Consider the following 23,108-nt stretch of genomic DNA (forward strand, 5'->3'; position numbering starts at 1 on the left):
ACTATCCAGATTCCGTTGGAGATGACGCTCCTTTTTTAGAAGATTCCCCTAGAATCCACCAGATCTGCTTACATGTTTCCTTGTTTGCATACTGATTCTGGGGCGCCCGGCAAGGGGTCCCGACAAGGGGCGCCCGGCAAGGGGTGCCCGACAAGGGGTGCCCGACAAGGGGTGTTTCGGGGAATGAGCTGTGTTCGTCACTCCCTGAATCGCTTGAATTGTTTACCAAACATTTGATACATAATTTGCGATTCTAAGAGATTCTTTTCCGTTGGAGAAGACGCTTCTTTCCACAAAGATTCCCTTAGAATTCCGCAGTGCACTCCTACAGGTTAATAGCTTTTGCACGAAATACAGGGAATGACGATTTCGATTATATGGCAGCCTCCCAGTCATTCTTACCTTACAATAAAAACTGACCCGTCCTAAAATAAGTTTACAAGTTAAAAGATACGTCCTATTATTTATTTACAATTTTTGGTTAATCCGATTCTAGGTTTACAGTTGTTGAATTCGGATAATAATTCTTCCATATTCTGGATACTTTCAAAGAATCCGAATTATGTACCTGAGAAGGTTTCTTATTTGAAATACTCATGTGAGGCCTCTGCTCATTATACAGCCGTACAACTTCTTCAAGTAGCTGTTGTGCTTCTTTCAAATTGTTAACCTCATAGCACTCGAGGTATTCATTTTTAATAATACCATTTACACGTTCAGCAACAGCATTTTCCAAAGGGTCACTGTTTTCGGTCATGCTGATCTGAATAACATTATCCTGCAATAGCTTTACATACTCACTACTGCAATATTGTATTCCTCTGTCAGAGTGATGGATAAGGTTTTCTGCAGGATTCTTTAGCGATGTTATAGCCATTTCAAGAGCCTTAATGGAGGCAATAGCTTCTAATGTTTCTGAGACAGAATAACCCACTATTTTATGGGAATACGCATCTGTAATAAAGCTGATGTATAAATATCCATTAAGCATTTTCCAATAGGTGATGTCGCTGACCCACAATTGATTAGAAGATGTTGGAACAAACTCCTTTATCAGGTTTGGATATTTTTTCAACCAATGAGATGAGTTTGTAGTATAAACCCTTCTTTTTCTTTTTTTGACTAGCAAATTATTGTCAGCTAAAAGATTAAAAAGAGCATCTCTACCCATTATTTGATGATCAAGCATGAACGGATCAAGTAATTCATACAATTTTCTAGTACCCATACGTGGATGGCTTTGACGAATATTTTTCACTTCATTAATAATCAAATGATGTTCAAACGTTGTTTCTTCAACATTCCAGTAATGTTGGTAATATGATTGTCTGGTAATACCAAATAATAGGCATAAACGTCCCAGGGCAACTCGTTGATGCCTTTCCTTTAAGGTGGTTATTACTTGGTATCGGACTTTTTTCGAATAGGTATTTTTAGCTCTTTTTCAGCAATGTCAATCATCAACTCATAGCCCTCTACTTTGAGCTGAGCTACTTCCAATTGCTTCTCTAGTTCCTTGATCTTCTTTTGAAGCTCTACCGGGTCTTTATCGTTTTCTGGTTTATCCAATATTGTAAACTGCTGTCGAGGTGAAGATACCAACTTCGTTTGTTTTAACTTAGGATCTCCCTGGATATAACCTAGTTTCCGCATCCAATTGAGGAGCTGACCGTGCTCTTCTGTCTGTCCAGTATATTTTTTCCAAAGCTCAATTTTGGAATAGCAGCCTGACAGATACTCCTTGATCATCTCTTCACGTTCAGCCCAGCTAATCGAGCCACCTGTCCTAATATTAGTTTTGTCCATTTTTTAGTTTACATTTTGTGTAAACTCATTTCAGGACAAGTCAGTTGGCAGCTCTGGTATCAGGGAGGGTTGGATAGAAGAAAACCTTTAATTAACTCATCCATCTTCCTTTAATCCTATTCAGCCTTATTATCCTACTAAACGGAGCTACCCACTTTTAGGGATTTTGATCCCAACTACTGGTTTTGATTGGGAGAGGAGTGGAAAAGTGGTATTTTGGAGGGGTAGAAGTGTTTGTTTACAACATCCCAATTGCTGAGATAATGAAAAAGAAACTAAAGAAATTAATTGGCATTAATGAAGAGGAATTCAAAAGCTATATCGAAGATGGAGAGATAAAGCTTAGAAAAGCTCGCTTAATTCCTCTTATTAAGATTGGAGATGAAATGGCTTTGACTTCAATCTTCTTGTCTGCTCTTAAATATGTTGATGAATATAGGGCAAGCTTCTTTTCTGATATCAAGCTTAGCAAAGCAGGTAAAGCTAAATTTTACACAGAAATCTGTTTCCCTAATATCTCAAAAGAGCGATTTGATGGATTGGTAATCATTATTAGTGCAGGTAGAATCAAGGATGCTGCATTTTTCGAAATGAAGAATAAGAATAATGAGATCGACTCCAAGCAAATAGAGTCTTACATGAACTTGATCAAGGGAATTGGTGTGGATAAAATGATAACCGTTTCAAATCAATTTGCTCCAAATCAATCTCAATTACCATATCAAATAAAGAAATCTTCTAGCATAAATAACTATCATTTCTCTTGGACTTATTTGCTTACAATAGCTCATTTATTGCTTTTCAAAAATGAAACTAATATTGAGGATGATGACCAAGTGAATATTATGAAGGAAGTCTTAGCCTACTTGGAACATAAGGATTCAGGAGTTACAGACTTCAATAAAATGAAACCAGGTTGGAAAGCAGTGTCAGAGAAAGTCTTATCAAGAAGCCCATTAAACCAAAATGATGAAAGTGTTATTGAGGCTGTTGAAAGCTGGGTACAGGAGGAAAAGGATATGGGTTTGATGCTAAGCAGAGAGCTAGGTGTAATGGTGAAGTTGGGAAGAGATTCTAAATCCTACAAGATAGACACTGACATAAAAAAGTTGATTAAGAGTCATCACCTTCAATCGACATTAAAGGTCGTAGGCTCTGTTTCAGAGATATCCATTCAGGCAGATTTTATAACAAGAACCGTTTCAATGTCTGTTGATGTTGACGCACCGCTGGATAAAGGCATGAAAGGTCGCTTGGGATGGATGCTAAGACAAATTGAAAAGAGCAAGGCAAGATATCCTGAGGAGTTCTCTAAAATCGAAAATGAGATTTTCATTGATGTAATTGTTAAATACTCTCGTAGCAATGTTCGTCATGGATTAAAGGTCTTTGAAAAGTTCTATGAAATCGATAAAGCTTCAGATATTACACAGTTCAAGGTCGTAATGATTAGAGATTTTGGAAGAACATTTGAAAGTGTTAGAAAATTCGTGGAAGTTTTAGAGTCTATGCTTTTAGAGTATTATATGCTTGTTGTTCAAAATTTGTCCAATTGGGATAGACCTGCCCCAAAACTTCAAGAGAAAGCCTAACTATTTCATCTCACATCCAAACTTCGTATATTCATCCTATGAAATTCGGAGCTCCTGAAAACCTCGACGATCTGGACAGTCTGGATCTCAGCTTGCCACCAGATCACCCAGATAATGCCAGTGTGCTTTCTGGTTCGTCTAACCCTCAAATCTTTGTGGGCTGCAGTGTCTGGGGAGAAGATGCCTGGGTAGGTGACCTGTATCCGGAGGGCACTAAAAAGAAAGATTACCTCACGGAGTACATCAGACGGATGAGCTGTATTGAGCTCAATAGCACCTTTTACAATGTCAAGAAAGCCAACATGCAGTCGTGGGCAGAGGCTGCCAAAGGGCATGAGTTTAAGTTCTGTCCGAAGTTTAACCGCCGCATCAGCCACATCAAGCGACTAAAGGACGAAATTTTTGATATTACTGACTACTTCGTAGAAATGTGTCAAAACTTTGGGGACAATCTGGGCATGACCTTTCTGCAGATGCCGGAAAACTTCATGCCGAAGTGGTTTGACCGACTAAAAGAATTTCTGGAGCACCTGCCCAACGACTTTCCGGTGGCAGTGGAGCTGCGTCATCAGGACTGGTACGAAGGAGCGGTGTTCGATGAGTTGTTTGATTTACTGAAAGCAACGAACAAAACAGCCGTCATCACCGATACGGCCCTGAAACGGGAAATCATTCACCAGCGATTCTCCAATGACAAGGTGTTTGTCCGCTTTGCGGCTTACGAGCAGCATCCGACCAATCTGAAACGCATGGACGAGTGGTCAACACGAATAGGTGAGTGGGTCAGGCAAGGAGTGAATGAAGTCTACTTTTTCAGCAAACAGGACGATGAGACCTTTGCTCCACGCCAGGCGGAGTACATGATCGGTCAGCTCAAGAAAACAACCGGATTGCCGTTGGTATCTCCTTACTCGGTGTAGTTCATGCCCAAACAAAAAGTGCATGTAGAGGTCGGGAAGCGGAAGTTGGAACTGTCCAATTTGGAGAAGGTCTTGTATCCGGATGATGGAGTGCTCAAAGCACAGATCATCGAATACTACCTGACGCTGGCTCCAACCATTCTCAGGCATATCAAAGGACGTCCATTATCGTTAGTTCGGTTTCCGGATGGCATCTATGGCGAACAGTTTTTCCAAAAGAACCGACCCGACTGGACCCCTGACTGGATTGATTACATCCGTCTGGGAAAAGAACGCAAGAAGGAATACATCGTAGCGAAAGAAGAGGCTACGTTGGTGTGGTTGGCCAATCTGGCCTGTCTGGAGATTCATCAAATACACAGCTTTAGCGAATATGCCGATAGACCGGATTACATCGTCTACGACCTGGATCCTCCAGAGGGTAAGGATGATTTTGAAGAGGTGAAGGATTTGGCTTTTAAGCTCAAGGAAGAACTGGAAAGCTATGACTATCATGTATTTGTGAAAACAACAGGGGGTAAGGGGCTGCATTTGATTACACCGCTAGAGACCAATTACACGTTTGATGAATGCTTTGATACGGCAAAGAAGATTGCTGATAAGTTCATCAAAAAGTACAAAAACACCACACTCCATCTCAACAAGGAAGCCCGTAAGGGACGGGTGCTCATTGACATCTTTCGCAATAAGTCGTCTCAAACCATTGTCAGTCCCTACAGCATGCGTGGACGTGCAGGTGCTCCGATTTCTACACCCATCAGCTGGGATGATCTTGAAAAGGTCCAGTCTCCAAAAGAGTTTACCATTGATTATGTGAAACAAAAGGTACTGGACGAAGGTGATCCCTGGGAAGCTATTCGCAGTTGGGCAGTGCCTTTGCATACCGATACGGCCAGGCGATCACAGTATCGCGAGTTACCGGAAAACAAGCGACATAAAAGTCCGGAGCAGCTAGCTGAATATGAAAAGAAGCGTGATTTCAATAAAACGCCCGAACCCTATGTGCCGGAGGATGATGGTCGGGGAAATCGCTTCGTCATTCAGCGACACCATGCCAGTCACCTTCACTATGACCTGCGGCTGGAACAAGATGGGGTCTTAAAATCCTGGGCGGTTCCACGTGGCATGCCCCCACAGCCTGGTGTGAAGCGGCTGGCAGTCCAAACGGAGGATCACCCCTTGGAATACCTGGCTTTCGAAGCAGAAATTCCGAAAGGACAGTATGGCGGTGGCATGATGTGGATTTATGCAGCCGGTAGATATGAGATCACCAAAACCAAAAAGAACGGGTTCTATTTCCGCTTATCTGGTCCATTGATCAATGCCGAATACCGCATGCATTTGATGAAAGACAAAGAGTGGCTGCTGGAACGCGTGGATGCACCACAGATCAACATGCTGGAGCAGGAAGTGCAACCGATGATGGCTGAGGCTTTAAAGAAGCCACCAAAAGGCGATTATCGCTATGAAGTCAAGTGGGATGGTATTCGGGTGATGATTACGCTCAATGAAGGCGAGTTGACCATTAGAAGCCGGAACATGAACATCATTACCGATCAGTTCCCGGAGCTGAACATACCAGAAGAAGCCTTTCGGGTCAATAATGGCGTGTTTGATGGGGAGATTGTGTGCCTAGATGCTGAGGGAAAGGCCGATTTTAAAAAGGTGATCAAACGGCTGATGACTAAAAAGCAAATGGAGATTGATTATCTGGTAAAAAAGAATCCAGCCTATTGTTATCTCTTTGATGTGCCGTATCTGGATGGTAGATCGCTTGTTAATGATCCGTGGTTGAGAAGGCGGGAATGGTTGAAAGACTCTTTTCGGAAGAACACACCTTACAGATTGAGTGAAGATATAAAAGATGGCGAGGCACTTTTTGCTGCCACTCGTCAAATGGGCGTGGAAGGAATCATGGCCAAAGACCCATTGGGGAAATACTACCCTGGCAAGCGCTCAGATGTGTGGTATAAGATCAAGGTGAAGAACTATGTGGATGCCTGGATCGTTGGGTATACAGAAGGCAATGGAGATCGTCAGCCCTTTTTTGGATCGCTACATATTGTGGAGAAGCAAGACGATCAATTGGTTTATCGAGGAAAGGTAGGGACAGGGTTTACAGACAAACTCATGAAGGAGTTGACCAACGAAATGCAGGAGCGAGTAGGAGAGGTTCAGCCGATCGAGGAAAACATCAAGGAGCCGAGTTTCTGGTTAGCCGAATTCATTCCTTGTGAGATTGAATATAGCGAGCTAACAAAAGACGGAAATTACCGTGATCCGGTCTTCAAAAAAGCACGGTTTGATTTACTATAATCAACTGTTATACAATAATTTAAGTCTACTTACTTGTAGTTATAGTTGATTATTGATTAACTTTCTCGACGAAAGTTAACGAGAGAAGCTATGAGAGCAATCTGGAAAGGACATATTCGGTTTTCATTGGTGACCATTCCCATTCGCATATACAACGCGATTGATAACAAGCAAACGGTTTCCTTCAACCTGCTAGCCAAGGAAACCAACAATCCTGTCAAGTACGAGAAGAAGGATAAAGTGACTGGTGAGACGCTACGATCTGAAGATATTGTCAAAGGCTACCAGTATGAGCCGGGACAATATGTCTTGATTGACCAGGAGGATTTTGAGAAAGTAAAACTCAAAAGCACCAAGGTGATTGAGATTGAGGGTTTTGTCGATGCGAATGAAGTGCATCACACCTTGTTTGACTCGCCATATTTTGCCGGGCCTGATGGGGATGTTGCGGCCAAAACGTATCAGCTACTTTCAGAATCGTTAAGAGAGTCTGGCAAAGTGGGAGTAGGTAAAGTGGTATTGAGGGACAGGGAAAGCACTGTTTTGTTAACTCCACATGAGAAAGGAATTCTTCTCTACAAGCTGCGTTATCCTGATGAGGTTAGAAGCATTAAGGATGTACCGAATACCGATAAGGACATTGAATTGGAAGCCGAGCAGTTGAAAATGGCCAACACGTTGATCGACTCCATGACCAAGAAGTTTAGCGATCTGAAGCTGGAAGACCGATACAACGGGGCACTGAAGGAGATGATCATGAACAAGATCGAAGGCAAGGAAGTTGTGTCCTTTACAGAGGAAGAGCCTGAGGTAGTGGATATTATGACCGCATTGAAGGCAAGTATTGAGCAGGCCAAGGCAGATAAGAAGCCAATGAAAAAGGCCAAGAAAGAAGAGCAAGAAACCAAAAAGAAACGCAAGGCTAGTTGATGGCTAGAATCGTCAAATTTCCGGTTACACCTCCTGAGAAATTAGGACCGAAGAAAGTCAGGAAGAAAAAAAGCAGAAAACCTGACCCGGAAGACTTTGGCCAATTGAACCTGTTTGCTCAACCACCCAAGGAAGCCAAACTGGTCAACTTACCACAATCAGATAGTTTTTTTGAGGAAGCCTTGACACTGGATGAAGAAGGAAATCCGGAGGCTGAGAAGTTCTATTTATTGGCCATCAAGAACAAAGAATCGGAAGTAGATGCCTATTGCAACCTGGGCATTCTTAAGTCCCAGCAAGGTGATTTAGCGAAAAGTATTGACTACTTAACGAAGTGCCTGGAATTGGATCCGCGACATTTTGAAGCCCATTACAACCTGGCCAATGTCTATTCAGATATGGGCAATTTCAAGTTGGCCAAAACACACTATGAAGTCTCGATCAACATTGACCCGGATTTTCCCAATAGCTATTACAACCTGGGGTTGGTACTGATCTCTCTTAAGAAATACAAGGAAGCGATTGAGGTCATTGATACCTACATTAACCTGTCACCAGACGGTGACCTGGAAGTTGCAACCGAACTGATTAAAACCTTAAAATCCTTTGCCTAATGACGAAGAAAAACGAAATCCTAAGCCAACATTTTGAGCAGTTAAAAGCGCTCGTACCTGAAATCTATCAGCATCAACCTGAGTCTGAAGATCATCGGGCCACCAAACTATATGAGATCCTCAAACGATCTTTGGGAATCATAGAAGCAGTATATCTTCAAAATGCTGAAGGATTTAAGAATGTCCGGATGGAAGAATATGGGAAATTGATCCGTGATTTGAAATCTTTAGGCTATGATTATGAAGGAAATGCTGAGCTTTTAGAAAAAGCGGCAGGATATTTGATTTTGCAAAACAAGAAACCGATGGAGAAAGCCAAAGGTTCTAAGAAATCAAATCAGGAACGCAAAGCAATGTAACATGATCAAAAAACTACGACTCCCACTTTTCTTACTGGCCTTCGCCAGCTTAATGATCTTCAACCACTGTACTGAAGATGATGTGTTAACCCAGTGCGCGGGTTGTCCTTCAGACTCTCCCTGGTCTGTACCAGGCTCTACCCAGTGCTACCAGACCTTTGATGATTGTGATGCAGTAGAAAGGGGTGATTGCACAATTTGCGATTGATATTTAAACTTTGTTAATTCATCTAACCAAACGAATTAACAATGAAAAAGACCATTACCAACCTATTGTTCTTAATTGGAATACTGTCTTTCACCGCACTGATGTCCTGTGATGAAGATCTGGAAAACTGTACGGGTTGTCCAGATGATGCACCATACGGCACTATCGATGGAGGCTGTTATGCCACATTGAGCGATTGTGAAAACAATGAATCAGGCAACTGTGTGATCTGTCAGTAAACGGGCAATTCTGCTAGAATTGCCTCTGACAGCAGTGCGGCATTGACCGCTTCTAATTCTACTTTTTTGGTTATTGTTCCTTTCTGGACAAATGTGATCGTAGCCTTAAGCAATCCATCAACTTCTTCATACCGCCCGTTGATGATGGTGGCTCCACTGAAGTCTTTGTCATCTACAAATGCGATGGAAGCATCGTCCATTTTACTCCATTCGATGAGTTGCTGATCCACCATATCGCTCAAATCAAGTCGATCAAAAATCGCCGATTCATCCTGAAAACGACTGTGTACATAGACTGGTTTAGGAGCTGCAAGTTCTATAGCATCCCTGTCGGCTGAGTTCAGGCGTCCAATGTCAAAACTCTTACCATCCTCAGGTACTCTGATTTCTGGCTTTTGAATACCTCCGATCTCTTCTGCCAGTTCCGGCACTTTGTTGGCTGCAAACTGAAACAGATCCAGCACATCGATGAATTCATTGTCGCGCAGCGCGGCACCTTTCATCCCAAAAAGCAGGGAATAGGTGAGCAATCCCTGACCGTACAGCGTTGTTTCATAACTCACTGCATCAGCAGCTGATCCGGCGAGTACAAATAGGCCGGTTCGGTCTTTCATACGCTCCAGGGCTCTTATTTGGGTAGAGCTCATCGCACTTCGGCTGGAGGCCAATGAAGAGGCGAGGCGTCCGGAGTGGCATGCGTCAATGATCAGGATCTGTTTCAGCGCAGGAACAGCCTTGATGTACTCGGTAAATTCACTGCTGGAAATAGCAGTTTGATCTCGCAAGACCGTATTGTTCATATCTCCACTTCCGGCAGTACAGGTTAGGTAATAGAAGTCGCTCTGATCTCCTGTATGATTCACACCATGACCGGAAAGGTAAACCAATAGAATGTCACTCGCTTTTGCCTTGGACGTATACTCTTCAAAGGCCTTTTGAATGTTCTGCTTGGTTGGCCACTCAGACTTATCCTTGTCAGTGGTGAGTAGGGTGATGTTGGTGTTTTCAGTGCCCAGGTATTTAGAAGCACTCAACTCCAGCGCATGTGCCAGATCAGCAGCATCCTTGGCCGCATATTTCAGGTCCAGCGCTTCACCTTCATAATCCGAACTACCCGCGATGATGGCATACAGGTTAGGAGCTTCCAGAGTCTTTTGCTCACCAAATACATACAGGCTTTTTTCTTCGGTACTCAGCGTACCATCTGTGTTGTAAGCCTTGATGGTAATCTTGCTCACTTTGTCGTTGTACAGAAATGGGTGATCTGTAATGTCGTAATCAATCTCTAGCGAACTGGCATCAGGTGTGCTACTGGCAGCTCGCACGTCGCTGCTCACTTCCTTGCCATTGATGAGAATAATCACACGACCTATTCCTCCACCTTTGTTGCCCAGATGGATGCCTAGCTTACCGTCATTTTTAAGTGGGTGTTCAAGGGTCATTTCCGGGTATAGCCCAACTCCCGCAAGGCTTTCCGATGAACGTATCGGCTCGGTGTTGAGCTCGAGTAGCTTGGAAAGCAATTTAGGTTCGTAGTAGCTGTCTTTGATCTGTTCCAGGTTGATCAGTTCACCTTCTTTGACATAATGGAGCTGATCCATTGCCTTTGCCGTCGCGTCAAACAAACCAGAAGGAGTGGTTACCACATATTGATCGTTGGTTAGCGGAATGACCATTCCCTTGGGTTCAGTGCTTTTATCGGTTACCTCCCAGATGTTAATGACGCCATCCACCGCACAGGTCAGCATTTTTCCATTCACAAATTCCACATCAAAAGTAAATCCAGAATGACCAGATAAGGTTTTTTTCAATTGACCGGTCATTGCGTTATACAACTTGATGGAAAAGTCCGGTGCGCCTTCTCCGCGTTTTACCGAGTTTCGAATCCCGATTAATGTGGTGGCATCTGGCGTCCAATACAGTTTGTCTGCTGATGCTTCCAGGGAAATCGTTGATTGCATCTTCATGTTGCTGGCATCATAGATTTTCACAGTTTGATCGTCGCGCAGGAGTACTCCAAGTTGCCCGTTATTGGATATGGATAGGTGTTGGATGTTTTCTAAAGGTAATTCTGTCAGTTTGGTCAGTCCAATTGGATCGAATGCCGTAAGTCCTTTAGAAGTATGAAAGATGAGTTTTCGACCATCAGGAGTGAATACATAATCCTTACCATCCTTTACTTTCAGGTTGTTGGGCTTGTTGGTAGAGAAATTGTAAAAATCAAAGTCCTCATCACTGCTCTTGCGCAATACATATTTACCCGTAGGATCAAAAGTTACTGGAGTGGTGCTGTATTCTCCTTTTGCTTTGAGGGTAAAGAGTTCCTTTTGATTGATCAGGTTGGTGACCCGAATTTGCTCATCCAATCCATAAGATGCGAGTACTGGATTTACCGGGTGAAAGTCAACGGCACGTGATCCTGATGGGCTGGCCTCAAAAACCACGTCAGAGGATGCTCCAGTGAGGTCCAATACCTTAATAACACCATGATTGGAAGCAATGGCTAGCTGGTGACCGGTGCGATCTACCGCCAGGTCGTAAATGCTTGCAGCTTGACCTTTGAAAGTTTTATTCCACCGCTTGTTTTTAAAATCATATTCAAGAATTTGGTTTTCATAGTTGGCCAATAACAAAGTAGAGTCCGTATTGGTATTTACCACACGCAATCCAAATTGAAACGCTTCCGACTCCATGTTTTCGGACCAGGAGAAGGGCAGTGGCTGTTCTTGCAAGTTGAGGTCAAATGACTTGATGTTTTGTTTTGAGTCTCTCCCGCAGGCAATTATCTGATTCAATTGTTTGTTGTAAGCAATATCATAGGTTCGGAGGGAGAACGCATTGGTAGATTTAGTGGATTTGGATACTGGATTGTAAGTAAGCAATTGACCTTGCTGTGTACCTATTAGAGCTCCTTCTGGATAACTGCTGATACTAATCAGGTCATCTTCCGACACTTCAGCCAATCCAAGAGACTCCATTTTATTCAGGTCAATTGTTTCCAGTTTTCCACCGGCACCACCTATGTACAAGATCTTCTTGTCTACACTGGCAGTGTTTATTTGACCTATTTTGGATTTCAGTGTTTGGTCTTGCTTCCCTTTAATCCAAAGTGAAACCAAATTGTCAGCCACTACCACCAGTGAATCCGAACCCAGTGCCTTTATCCATGGAGAGGAACTATTCGTGTTGATGGTTAGTAGGTTTTGTGCTTTTTCATTGAGTTGATACACTTTACCGGATAGGTCAGCTACATAGAGCATTGGGCCTTTTGGCGCATAAGAGATGGAGGTGACTGGCTTTTCAGTTGAAAAATGATAGGTTTCCAGCTCATTGGTATAATTCCAAATCTTCACTACATCTGAACCATCTGTAGAGGCCAGCCATTGTTGGTTAGCGGACTGTTGCACCTCTGTAATTCGTCGGCTGTGGCCAATGGGGACAATGAGTTCTACTTGCGCTACAGAAAACATGGATGAGCTGAGCAGAGTGAAAATGGCTAGTGTGAATCGCATGGGTACTTTGGTTAATCCAATATAAAGATAGGAGTGTTACCCAATAACCGGGCCATTTGCATAGGGCAAAAAAGAGTTTTGAGGATTTCGTCGGTAGTGGCCAACATTATGATTAGCTTTGCAACATCAGAAAGCGGTTAGAGTCACGCTGTATTTAGCCTTCTAGTAGTCCTAAGGCGCCTCATTGTTGATTTTGTTTCGTCTTTAGAAACACGCTGACCTCCGTCAGTGAGCTGTGCTTATTGGTTTAAGACCTCATCTACGAGCAAAAAAAGGGCATTCTGGTTAAAGAGTCTACACCGACTCACGTGACTTTATTTATTCATCTAAAAAGTAAAAATGTATGGGAAGATCACAGAATAGTTTCATCAAAAAGCAAAAGGAGAAGAAGAAGGCCATGAAGAAGAAAGAGAAGATGGAGAAGAAAATGGAAAGGAAGGAGAACAATGATAAAGGTGGAACTCTGGAAGATATGATCGCCTATGTAGATGAGTTTGGAAATATTGTTGATGAAAAGCCGGAGCCTCCTAAAGAGGACAAGAAAAAGAAAAGAGACGAAAAGCCAGAAGAAGAATAAAGAGATGCAACCCTGACAGAAACGTCAGGGTTTTTTTTGTGCAATCATCCGATCCAGACCAAGTCCCATGCCCAACAAACTGGCACCAGAGGTCAGCCCGGCAAGAACAGAGGTATCAAAACCTAATGCTGTTAGTGAATAGATCGAGGCAATGCATGACAAGGCCCCGATGGCAATGAGAATGGATTTGATCGCTACTTTTTGAGAATGACTAATGGAGTGGTTTGATTGTGTCATGAGCTTTTTATTTTGGTTAGTGTGGTTGCACGGCTCACGATTACAAAAAAGTCAGAAATTTCTGATTTTTCTTCTACAACCTCAAAGTTGGCCGTTTATGGCCCCTAAAAGTCCTCTCTATAACCATCCTCGAACTCCTACTGTTGTTGGGTCAACCCGGTTAGATCCAAGCTCAGCATTAGGTGTTTAACCATCTCCAAAACTTGCCCAATACGGTCTTAGGTTGTGGGCGCTGTTCTTCCACGGATTTAGCTTTAGAGGCTTTCTTTTTTTTCAGCTTGGTCGGTGGGACAGGCTTGTTGATTTTTTGCTTGTAGTGGTTCTCTTTGATTTCCTTTACACGTCTTTCTTCCTGTTCCTTACGGCGGGCTTCCTGTCGTGCTATGCGTTTGGCCTTCTCCCGCTTGTTGCGTTGACGTCTGGCTTCACGTTCTTCTTCTGTGAGCTGACGTCTGGCGTTTTTTCGGTTGTGACGAATCACCTTTGGCCCTTCTGTACTTTCTTCTATCGGTTCTTCTGAGTTGTCCTCGTCTGCTGTTTCTTCCTTTACCTTGGGTTCAGGAAGGTCAATCTTTCCGACTACCTTCAGTCCGGGAAGCTCTACTTTAGGTGCTTTGATCACGTCAAAGTCTGTGTATTCTACTTCGCCATCCTCATCCTCGGAGTTCAACTCTGCCGCCGTGATGGCAATGGGAGATTTAGATGCTTCTATCGTGTTTTCATTGTCCTCTGGGAGAGTCACTTCCGATTCAGTCAATGGTTCAGCCATCTCAGGTGATGCTGTCTCTTCTTCCGTTTCAGAGGTGAACTTGGTGGCTTCTGGGGTGGGTGGCTCTTCTACCACTTCATCAACTGCAGCTTCTACCAAATCGGGCCTGAAATGTGCAATGACAGAAGCCTCATCTTCCTCATTGAGTTTTACATTGGGATGACTATTCTTCTCGATACCTTGGGTTGCCAGGTATTCAGTAATGTCGTTTATCGAAGTATCTAGATGTCGTGCGAGTTGACCGAGCCTCATTTTTTGCAAATCGTATTTGGTGCAAAAATAGAAAACTGTCATAAATCGATCTTGCTGATCCAATTATTTATTAGTGGACTTGTTTTCTTCTTCCGCCAGAGAGGATTCCCACTCATTCATTGTCTCTTCTATGCGCTTCAAATGACCATTTTTATCTTTCTTTTTTAAGAACCTGAGGTATTTGCGAAGAAAGGGGATTTTTGGGGCAAGAATGAACAAGGCTAAAAAGATGAGAACGTATCCTAAGGGTATGAAGGGAATGAATAGGAATGCAACACCCAAAATGGCGCTGATTCCACCTAAAGCATACCTGATGTACGTTCCGTAAGCTTGCACAGATTCTTATTTTTGATTCAAATCCTCGACGTGTTGAAAAACAATGTCTAGCAATTGACGCCTGGAAGCCTGAGATGCCCAGGCTATGTGAGGAGTTATAATACAGTTGTCTAACAGCGCAAGAGGGTGAATTGTTGTGGGTGGCTCCTGAGAAAGGACGTCAAGGCCTGCTCCGGCAATGCGATTTGCCTTCAAGGTATCCAAGAGATCTGCTTCGTTGATCAGGCCTCCCCGGGCCGTATTAATCAAATAGGAGGTAGGTTTCATCAGAGATAACAATTCCTTGTTGATTATTCCTGCCCGATCTTTGGTCATAGGCCAATGCAGGCTTACCACGTCAGCTTCTTGGAAAGCCTTGTTGAGCGATACTAGTTCGAAGGCTTCTAGATCTGTGGCATGTTGGCTTACCACCATTACAGACATTCCAAAAGCATGACCCAATTTAGCCACAGCCTGTCCGATCTGCCCATAACCCACTACTGCGAGCTTCATGGAAGAAAGCTCAGGGATGGTATGGAGAGTGTAGCTGAATCCCTTGCTTTTGTCCCACGCTCCACCTGCTACAGATTCATGATGAGCCTTCACCTGGTTGGTGAGTTCCAGGAGTAGGCTAAAGGTATGCTGTGCTACAGAATTGGTGCTGTAGCCCGCCACATTTTTCACGGTTACACCATATTGACGTGCAGCATCTAATGCCACATTGTCCATTCCGGTGGCTGAAATGATCACCAGCTTTAACTGCGGCAGTTGTTCAAACTGGTCAGCACCAAGATGGATCTTGTTGATAATTAGGATATCGGCATTTTCAGATCGGGAGATTACCTCATCAGGGCTGGTTTGGTCATAAACCGTGGTGGTGCCGAAAGCCTTCAAAGGGTCCCAACTTAAGTCTCCAGGGTTGGCGTACTTTCCGTCTAATACAACGATATTATGCGACATTGTTTACCTCGTCTTTTCGAAGTTCTTTTCTCAGGATTTTACCGACATTTGATTTAGGTAGTTCCTCACGAAACTCAATGAACTTGGGCATTTTGTAAGCCACCAGATGATCTCGGCAATGCTTCATGATTTGTTCATCAGACAAGCTTTCATCCTTTTTGACGACAAAGGCTTTGACTACTTCACCTGAATTCTTGTGAGGAACCCCAATAACACCTACTTCGAGTACTTCTGGCATCATGGCTATTACATCTTCTACCTCATTAGGAAATACCTTCATGCCTGATACGTTGATCATTTCCTTTTTACGATCCACGATTTTGATATAGCCATCACTGTCAAAGAAAGCAATATCTCCCGTTTTGAACCATTCACCTTCCATCACAATGTCCGTTTCTTTCTGGTTTTGCCAGTAGCCAGTCATCACCTGTGGACCTCTCGCCCAGATCTCCCCAAAGTCTCCAACACCTTTTTCTTCGCCATCATCTCCAATTATTTTGATCTCGGTAGATGGTACTGGTAGTCCAATGGTGCCCAGTTTACTATTGCCATCAATAGGATTGCAAGTGAGTAGTGGGGACGTTTCTGATAACCCATAACCTTCTACGATTTCATTGCCGGTGATGGCTTTCCACTTTTCAGCCACCGCTTTTTGTAAGGCCATTCCGCCAGCTACAGCAACTTTTAGGTGAGAGCAATCAACTTCTTTAAATTCAGGACGTTGTACTAACCCATTGAACAAAGTGTTGACTCCCGTAATTACAGTGAAAGGGGTGTTTTTCAATACTTTGATGAAGTCTCCCATTTTACGAGGATCAGTGATCAAAACACTCTTGGCACCGATCCGCATCATGCCAAAACAATTGACGGTGAGTGCAAAAACGTGATACAATGGGAGCGGTGTGATGGTGATTTCTTCTCCATCCACGAGCGAGGGCTTCATCCAGGCAGCTACTTGTTCGATATTGGCTATCAGGTTTCGGTGACTCAAAGCAGCCCCTTTGGCTACTCCAGTAGTGCCACCTGTATACTGTAACAGGGCCAGATCAGTATTGGTGAATGGAGGACATAGATAGTTGTGTTTTTTACCCTTTTTGAGTGCATCACCAAAATTAATAGCTGCGGGTAAGTCATAATCAGGAACCATCTTTTTGACCCGTTTGACCATGAAATCAACAATGGCTCCTTTGAACATTCCCAGCATGTCACCAACTTCAGCAATGATTACTTCAGTGGCCGGAGTGTGTTTCATCACTTCCTCCAGTTTATAAGCAAAGGTGCTCAGAATGATGATTCCTTTGGCTCCAGCGTCGTTGAACTGATGCTCCATTTCGGATGGTTTGTACTGAGGGTTGGTATTGACTACCACCATTCCAGCTTTTAGCACTCCGAACAGTGCTATGGGATATTGCAGCACATTGGGCATTTGCAGTGCGACACGATCCCCTTTTACCAGTGAGGTCTCATGCATCAGGTAATTGGCCAAAGCGGTACTTTGCTCATCTAACTCATTGAAAGAGAGTTCGACACCCATATTCTCAAATGCCGGCTTGTCGTCAAATCGCTTGACACAATCATCAAGAAAATCTACAAGCGAGGTGTATTTATCGGGATTGATCTCATGGGGAACTACTTCAGGATACTTCGCAAACCAGGAAAAATCTTTCATTTTGTGGGATAATGTGTTAGTTGTTATTTCTTAATCAGTGCTTTGGCGGAAAGTGCTGCGCCAATAATTCCAGCGTGGTTACGCGTAGCAGCAGGAACGATCTTGGTATCCAATGTGAAGAATTTTTCATAGCTCTCAAACTGTTTGCTGATACCACCACCCATGATGAACAGGTCCGGCCAAAAAAGCTGCTCCAGGCGCATCAAGTATTCGTTGAATCGTTTCGCCCACTGTTCCATGCTTAGATCCTCCGCTTTTCGAACTGAGTTGGCGGCATAATGTTCCCCAGCCATTCCATGTAATTGGACAAACCCCAATTCGGTATTGGGCACTAGTTTTTTGCCGATGAATAGAGCAGTACCAATTCCCGTCCCGGCTGCCACCATTAGTGTGGTGTCATCTTTTTTCTGCTTCACCCCAGCTCCAAACTTCATTTCGGCCATACCAGCCGCATCCACGTCATTCAGCAGGTGAGTAGGGCATTTGGTGGCTTTTCTGATTTGCTCTGCAGCGTTCATACCAATCCAGGATTTATCGATATTAGAGGCAGTCTTGACGATTTCATGTCTGACAGCTGCTGGAAAACCACAACCTATAGGACCTTTGTAATCGAACTCTTTGACCAGTTGAATGACCGTTTCTATCATCGCTGTGGGTGTGGCTGGATCTGGGGTAGGTATTCTTACTCGGTCGGTAATCAATACCCCTCGTTTAGTATCTACAATACCTCCTTTGATTCCCGTGCCTCCAATATCAATTCCTAGTACTTTCATATGTAATTTCAAACATACCAAAAAACTATCGATTCAGAGAGTAACCGGCTTTTGCTTTAGCAAATAAAGTGATCTACCTTGGTGCTCAAGACAAACTTTTGAAACACATGATAAAGAAAATTTTAATTGGTGTTGGAATACTTGTAGTCCTGCTAGCTGCTGGAGCAGGTTACATGATTTATCGCGGATATGCATTGAGCCCTTCGGATCAAGTGCAGCTAACTAACGGTGACCTTGAGGTGTCAGTGGACTATTGCAGACCATCTGTAAGAGATCGTTTGATCTTTGGGCAGTCAGAAGAAGGTGCATTGCAGCCTTATGGTCAATACTGGAGATTAGGTGCTAACGAGAGTACAGAAATAGAATTCAATCAGGATATCCTGCTGGTTGATCAGGAAATTCCAAAAGGAAGGTACCGAATGTATACTGTACCTGGAGAGCATTATTTTGAATTGTTTCTCAATTCAGAGCTCGGTGTATGGGGAGCCATAGAGCCCAATAAGGAATTGGATCTCGCTTCAGTTATGATTCCTGTTCAGAAGGCAGATCCTACCGAGCAGTTTACCATTCGACTGGAGCCACTATACGATAATAGTGTCAAACTATTCATGGAATGGAGTAATGTCAGACTGGAAGTGCCGGTTATCGTTAATAACTAGTGTGGTCACCAATGGGTCAAAATAAGAAAGGCCGCTGAGCGGCCTTTCTAGTTTGTTTACAATCGAGCAGGTCTAAACCTTAGTAAAGGTATTCTAGAGCCACACGATCATAATTTCCGAATTCTCCGTCTTCATTTGCGCTAAAGCAAGATAGCATTATGGAGTTGGCATCAAATCCAGTTGGAGTGCCTGGAATATGAACGGCTCCAACGCCACCACTACCTTCATTGCCACCGCTACCACAAGAAAGTGATCTGTTGAAATAGTCTGTGTGTCTCAGACCAAGAGTGTGACCAATTTCATGCGTAATTACGTGCTCTGTGGTGTTAGTTCCATAGCTGGATGTGCCAGACTGGATCTGCACCCACTTGTACGGATTACCTCCACTAGGGAAACCAGCAGAACCACCACCTCCACCACTGACACGGTAGACTACAATGTCAGAATTGCTGAAGTTGGTACCATAGGATAAGCTGAAGTTCAACCCAATGTTGAGTGCATTGTAGTTGTCAACAGCCCATGAGAGTGCTGTTCTCATAGTGTTGTCCAACGCATTTCCACCACCGGTGTAACCCAACACAGTAATTGTTTGTGGAGAGCTTACAAGATTGTTCGTTCTGTACTGTTCACCGCAAGCACCTTCATGAGCAATTTTGCTTTCAAGCATCTCTTCGAAAAGAGTGCTTGTGATCATGATATCATTTTCCAATAGATATCCAGATTCTACTTCTCCTGAAATTGGATTTTTACGCGTTGACTTCTGAATGTCACTCACGTCAAAACCAAGTTCTTCAAACTTGGCAGAAACCTCGTCCGAGATTTCATCTGTGGTAGGCGTTACATCATCTTGAGCACAAGATGACCAAATGAATACTGAGGCTAAGAGTGCAACAGCACTCATTAGCGGAAATCTGAGTTTTAACATAATGAATTAGGTTTAATTAAGGGCCCAATATAGGAATCATAAACTATTGAAGAAATAAAAAATATAATATTTTATTCGTAGTATATCATTTGATATAACAAATTAATAAAACAAATAAAGCGTAAATGCAAAATTTAATTTGGTTTACGTTCAATATTATTTATAAAAATTATTGAATGTAATTGTGTGTAAATTCACTTAAACCTTCCAGTTATGCCGTGTTTCATGCATTATCGTTTTATTCATTTTAGGCGCTCAATCATGGGCTTGCTATTGGGTGTTTTGACCCAGTTCTCCACCATAGGTCAGCCCGATGAGGATTGGATGAAGGAGCTACTTGTGAACCCGTCTGTCAATCTCAAAAAAATGACTGGGAATACATTTTTAGCACAACTAAAACCGGAAGCTTACTTAAATCCTGAGTTAAAAAACCGTTTCAAACCAGTGCGTAGGCTTGACGGAAATTGGCTGGTGGTTCAGAGTGATTCAGTAGGTATACTAATGGCACACGCTACTCAGATTTATCCTGTCAATGATAAGTGGAAATGGTCCAAGTCCATTTTCAGCTTACCGAAGGGTAAAAAAGTTTCATTTTTGGTGGATTTTATATCAAATGATAAACAACAAATCCACCGGACGGCACAGAAATATCAGCTTCATCGAATCACAGATCGTTACTATCAAGGCTTTGGGAAGAGGAAGCTCCTCGCTGCACTGGCGAAAGAGTCCTGTGTTAGCTTTCTGTCACTTGAGTCCTTGGAGGCACAAGAAGAAAGCCGGGTGATTGATTTAAACTTAAATGCCAATGTCATTTCAAGAATACATGCTGAACGGCCAGATTTAAATGGCGAAGGTGTCATCATATCTGTCAAGGAAAATGCCTATAACTCCACAGATTTGGATTTGAGAGGTAGAAGTACCCCGTCAGGACTGGAGGCCGAGTCACTCAGCAATCATGCTACGGAAATGGCCACCATCATCGCTGGAGCCGGCAATAGCTTCATCACGGGCAGGGGAGTGGCGCGTGGTGCTCATCTCACCGGCGCTTCATTTGAAGTGTTGTTTCCTGAAGCTAAAGAGGACTATGATCGCTTGGGAGTGCACCTACAAAACCACTCTTATGGTACAGAAGTGGAGAATTTTTACGGTCTGTCCGCTCAGGCTTATGATGAAAGTACCCAGAATGACTCTACACTCATACATGTCTTCAGCATTGGGAATAGTGGACAAGAAGTGCCAGTTGAAGGTAAATACACTGGTATTGGACCCTTTGCCAACATGACTGGAAACTTCAAATCCGCCAAAAATGTACTAACCATCGGAGCGGTGGATTCTGTGGGCAGGAGTCAGGTGTTTTCTTCACGGGGACCTACATTTGATGGGAGAGTGAAACCAGATCTATCCGCTTACAGCATGGTGGGAAGCTCCAACAGTGCAGCGATGGTGTCTGGGACTTTAGCTTTGCTGCAGCAGTCATTCAAGAATCAAACGGGGCAATATCCGGCATCCTCGTTGCTACGTGCATTATTGGTGACTGGATGTGAGGATTTGGATGCTCCCGGACCAGATTATGAGCGGGGATTTGGTATGCTGAATGCCTACCGGAGTTTATCTCTTTTGTCTTCGGGCCAATTTGTTAATTCTAGTCTTAACGCCAACCACACCGATTGGAATTATGACCTGGAAGTAGACGCCACAGTAGCTCAAGTGACTATTGCTTTAGTGTGGAATGACCCACCAGGAAACCCCGGAGATCAAAAACCCCTGATAAATGACCTGGATTTACAGGTAATCTCCCCCTCTGGTCAGGTGTACTTACCCTGGGTGCTGGACAGTAGTCCTGATGTGGATCGACTCAAAGCCCCAGCCGTCCGGAGAAAAGATGTAGCCACCAATACGGTAGAGGTGGTGTCATTTTTAGTGGAAGAATCTGGAACGTATCAGTTGCAGGTATCGGGAACTCTGTTGACAGAGAAGCAATCTTACAGTGTGGTGTATCGAGCAGACACGCTCAATACATTCGAATGGAATTACCCGGTGAAAGGTGCCAATATGCCCTACAATGGAGAAACAGGCACTTACTTCAGATGGGAGAACACCTTGTCTTCACCAACAGGATCACTTATCTACTCCTATTTGGGAAATTCTGATTGGCAGGTTCTTGATGCAGCGGTTAATCTCAAGCAGAAGAGTTGGAGGTGGGAAGAGGCTGATCGGCAACCGGCTGGTGTTGTTACTGCTGCAATGGTTGTGGGAGTGGATACGTTTAAAACGGAGCCATTTACCATTTCATCAGCACTTTCATCAAGTGTTGGATTCAATTGCGGAGACTCACTGTTACTTGCCTGGGAGAATGTAAATGGAGTGGCAAGCTATGCGGTGAGACAACCGGGTGACCAATATTTAGAGGATTACCAACTATTACAGGACACCTCATTGCTGATCTATTCTCCAGATAACCCATTTTTCAGTATTACCCCGATGTTGCAGGATTATCAGCTTTTACCAACGTACACTTTCGATTATCAAGAACAAGCAGCCGGTTGTTTTGTAAAGTCCTTCTTCCAGGAAGTAGATGTGGAAATGGGAATATACCTCAATCTACAGCTAAGCAGTACGTATGGAATCAACAATCTACGGATAGAATCCTGGAAAAACCAGCGATATGAACTGCTGTATGAATCCACGACGATAAAAGAAAATGAACGAGTGTTAGATGCTTTTCCAAATCAAGGATACAACAAATACCGTCTCACGATTGAATTTATCAATGGTCAGATGCTACAGGAGGAGATAGGTGACACCTATTACCTTACAGAGAAAGATGTTTTAGTATTTCCGAATCCGATCAAGTCAGGAGATCAGTTATTCGTTTATAGTCGTGAAAATGCTTCTTTGGGCAGATGTAGCGTATATGATGTTCAGGGCAGACTCGTTCTGGATCAGGAACTGCAATCAACTAGGGAGGCCATATCCGTACATGACCTACGGCCAGGTCTTTATACTTATATCATAACGCTCGACGGACGGCAAAACAAAGGAAAGCTATTAGTGAATGAATGAGATGGCCTCCAAGTGTTCAAGGCATCTTGGGTCCGTGTTCAATCTGCACTCTTATTCTACTTTTTACTTGGCAGGTTAGTAAGATGAGGTAGACTTATTGACCAAGCTGCTCTCAAATACTCCAGAACCAGACTTGGCATTGTACACAGTAAACCCAACGATGAACCCTGCAACAATAACACCCAATATGAGTAATCGTTTTCGCATGGTGGTAGAACATCACACAATGCTTTATGTTTAAAGAAAAAATGAAAAGTTTAAACAAAACTACTAATAGGTAGTGAATGACCTCTAGTCATCAGAACTTAACCCAAAATAAATGATGAACGGTTATTTATATCGCCTAATAGCTCGTAGTTTTACGAGGCTTCATTCTATGGACCATCGTAAAGAAATAAAATTAACCTCATTCA

General features: G+C 43.3%; 21 protein-coding genes. 10 read left to right on the forward strand and 11 right to left on the reverse strand.

Going from position 1 to position 23,108, the window contains the following annotated elements:
- Positions 1–481 precede the first annotated feature (481 nt).
- Complete coding sequence (locus ACO067_RS22295; RefSeq protein ID WP_421879946.1) at positions 482–1,399, reverse strand: IS3 family transposase; 918 nt, start codon at positions 1,397–1,399, stop codon at positions 482–484.
- Complete coding sequence (locus tag ACO067_RS22300; RefSeq protein ID WP_421878528.1) at positions 1,399–1,806, reverse strand: hypothetical protein; 408 nt, start codon at positions 1,804–1,806, stop codon at positions 1,399–1,401. The genes ACO067_RS22295 and ACO067_RS22300 overlap by 1 nt, the downstream gene beginning before the upstream one ends.
- A 200-nt stretch (positions 1,807–2,006) precedes the next feature.
- Between ACO067_RS22300 and ACO067_RS22305 the strand changes: the two genes are divergently transcribed.
- The 7 genes from ACO067_RS22305 to ACO067_RS22335 all read left to right on the forward strand — a co-directional run bounded on the left by ACO067_RS22305 (position 2,007) and on the right by ACO067_RS22335 (position 8,984).
- The gene (locus ACO067_RS22305) at positions 2,007–3,398 is read left to right on the forward strand and encodes a hypothetical protein (RefSeq protein WP_421878531.1); all 1,392 of its coding nucleotides are present in this window, start codon (positions 2,007–2,009) and stop codon (positions 3,396–3,398) included.
- 38 nt (positions 3,399–3,436) lie between these two features.
- Positions 3,437–4,318 (forward strand): DUF72 domain-containing protein, encoded by an 882-nt coding sequence (locus ACO067_RS22310; protein ID WP_421878534.1) that lies wholly within the window; start codon positions 3,437–3,439, stop codon positions 4,316–4,318.
- 3 nt (positions 4,319–4,321) lie between these two features.
- Positions 4,322–6,634 (forward strand): non-homologous end-joining DNA ligase, encoded by a 2,313-nt coding sequence (gene ligD / locus ACO067_RS22315; protein ID WP_421878537.1) that lies wholly within the window; start codon positions 4,322–4,324, stop codon positions 6,632–6,634.
- A 90-nt stretch (positions 6,635–6,724) separates the two neighbouring features.
- A complete protein-coding gene (locus ACO067_RS22320; protein ID WP_421878540.1) occupies positions 6,725–7,564 on the forward strand; it encodes a Ku protein in 840 nt (279 codons plus the stop codon).
- Positions 7,564–8,178, forward strand: coding sequence for a tetratricopeptide repeat protein (locus tag ACO067_RS22325; RefSeq protein ID WP_421878543.1), 615 nt, complete (start codon positions 7,564–7,566; stop codon positions 8,176–8,178). Before ACO067_RS22320 ends, ACO067_RS22325 begins: the two co-directional genes overlap by 1 nt.
- Entirely contained in the window at positions 8,178–8,537 is a 360-nt protein-coding gene (locus tag ACO067_RS22330; protein ID WP_421878546.1) for a hypothetical protein, read from the forward strand. Before ACO067_RS22325 ends, ACO067_RS22330 begins: the two co-directional genes overlap by 1 nt.
- A 249-nt stretch (positions 8,538–8,786) precedes the next feature.
- Positions 8,787–8,984 carry a hypothetical protein gene (locus tag ACO067_RS22335; RefSeq protein ID WP_421878549.1) on the forward strand — a complete coding sequence of 66 codons (198 nt, stop codon included), beginning with the start codon at positions 8,787–8,789 and terminating at the stop codon, positions 8,982–8,984.
- Here ACO067_RS22335 and ACO067_RS22340 read toward each other — a convergent pair.
- Positions 8,978–12,496 (reverse strand): caspase family protein, encoded by a 3,519-nt coding sequence (locus ACO067_RS22340; RefSeq protein ID WP_421878552.1) that lies wholly within the window; start codon positions 12,494–12,496, stop codon positions 8,978–8,980. The genes ACO067_RS22335 and ACO067_RS22340 overlap by 7 nt on opposite strands.
- A 343-nt stretch (positions 12,497–12,839) precedes the next feature.
- Between ACO067_RS22340 and ACO067_RS22345 the strand changes: the two genes are divergently transcribed.
- Positions 12,840–13,073, forward strand: a complete 234-nt coding sequence (locus tag ACO067_RS22345) for a cold-shock protein (protein ID WP_421878554.1) — start codon at positions 12,840–12,842, stop codon at positions 13,071–13,073.
- Positions 13,074–13,097: 24 nt separating this feature from the next.
- On the opposite strand, the gene ACO067_RS22350 is transcribed toward ACO067_RS22345, so the two are convergent.
- The 6 genes from ACO067_RS22350 to ppgK form a co-directional block, all read right to left on the reverse strand.
- Complete coding sequence (locus ACO067_RS22350) at positions 13,098–13,310, reverse strand: hypothetical protein (RefSeq protein ID WP_421878557.1); 213 nt, start codon at positions 13,308–13,310, stop codon at positions 13,098–13,100.
- 178 nt (positions 13,311–13,488) lie between these two features.
- The gene (locus tag ACO067_RS22355) at positions 13,489–14,373 is read right to left on the reverse strand and encodes a hypothetical protein (protein ID WP_421878560.1); all 885 of its coding nucleotides are present in this window, start codon (positions 14,371–14,373) and stop codon (positions 13,489–13,491) included.
- Between the two features lie 21 nt (positions 14,374–14,394).
- A complete protein-coding gene (locus ACO067_RS22360) occupies positions 14,395–14,667 on the reverse strand; it encodes a hypothetical protein (RefSeq protein ID WP_421878563.1) in 273 nt (90 codons plus the stop codon).
- A 6-nt stretch (positions 14,668–14,673) separates the two neighbouring features.
- The gene (locus tag ACO067_RS22365; protein ID WP_421878566.1) at positions 14,674–15,606 is read right to left on the reverse strand and encodes a D-2-hydroxyacid dehydrogenase; all 933 of its coding nucleotides are present in this window, start codon (positions 15,604–15,606) and stop codon (positions 14,674–14,676) included.
- Positions 15,596–17,275 carry an AMP-binding protein gene (locus tag ACO067_RS22370; RefSeq protein ID WP_421878569.1) on the reverse strand — a complete coding sequence of 560 codons (1,680 nt, stop codon included), beginning with the start codon at positions 17,273–17,275 and terminating at the stop codon, positions 15,596–15,598. The genes ACO067_RS22365 and ACO067_RS22370 overlap by 11 nt, the downstream gene beginning before the upstream one ends.
- A 23-nt stretch (positions 17,276–17,298) precedes the next feature.
- The gene (gene ppgK / locus ACO067_RS22375) at positions 17,299–18,048 is read right to left on the reverse strand and encodes a polyphosphate--glucose phosphotransferase (RefSeq protein ID WP_421878571.1); all 750 of its coding nucleotides are present in this window, start codon (positions 18,046–18,048) and stop codon (positions 17,299–17,301) included.
- Between the two features lie 107 nt (positions 18,049–18,155).
- Between ppgK and ACO067_RS22380 the strand changes: the two genes are divergently transcribed.
- Positions 18,156–18,707: a DUF2911 domain-containing protein gene (locus ACO067_RS22380; RefSeq protein WP_421878574.1), complete on the forward strand. Its 552-nt coding sequence runs from the start codon at positions 18,156–18,158 to the stop codon at positions 18,705–18,707.
- A gap of 79 nt (positions 18,708–18,786) precedes the next feature.
- On the opposite strand, the gene ACO067_RS22385 is transcribed toward ACO067_RS22380, so the two are convergent.
- Positions 18,787–19,632, reverse strand: coding sequence for a M57 family metalloprotease (locus ACO067_RS22385; RefSeq protein WP_421878577.1), 846 nt, complete (start codon positions 19,630–19,632; stop codon positions 18,787–18,789).
- Between the two features lie 261 nt (positions 19,633–19,893).
- Between ACO067_RS22385 and ACO067_RS22390 the strand changes: the two genes are divergently transcribed.
- The gene (locus ACO067_RS22390) at positions 19,894–22,695 is read left to right on the forward strand and encodes a S8 family peptidase (RefSeq protein WP_421878581.1); all 2,802 of its coding nucleotides are present in this window, start codon (positions 19,894–19,896) and stop codon (positions 22,693–22,695) included.
- 75 nt (positions 22,696–22,770) lie between these two features.
- On the opposite strand, the gene ACO067_RS22395 is transcribed toward ACO067_RS22390, so the two are convergent.
- Positions 22,771–22,902: a hypothetical protein gene (locus tag ACO067_RS22395; protein ID WP_421878584.1), complete on the reverse strand. Its 132-nt coding sequence runs from the start codon at positions 22,900–22,902 to the stop codon at positions 22,771–22,773.
- Positions 22,903–23,108: the final 206 nt, after the last annotated feature.

Source organism: Marinoscillum sp., assembly GCF_965229915.1.
Taxonomy (GTDB): domain Bacteria; phylum Bacteroidota; class Bacteroidia; order Cytophagales; family Cyclobacteriaceae; genus Marinoscillum.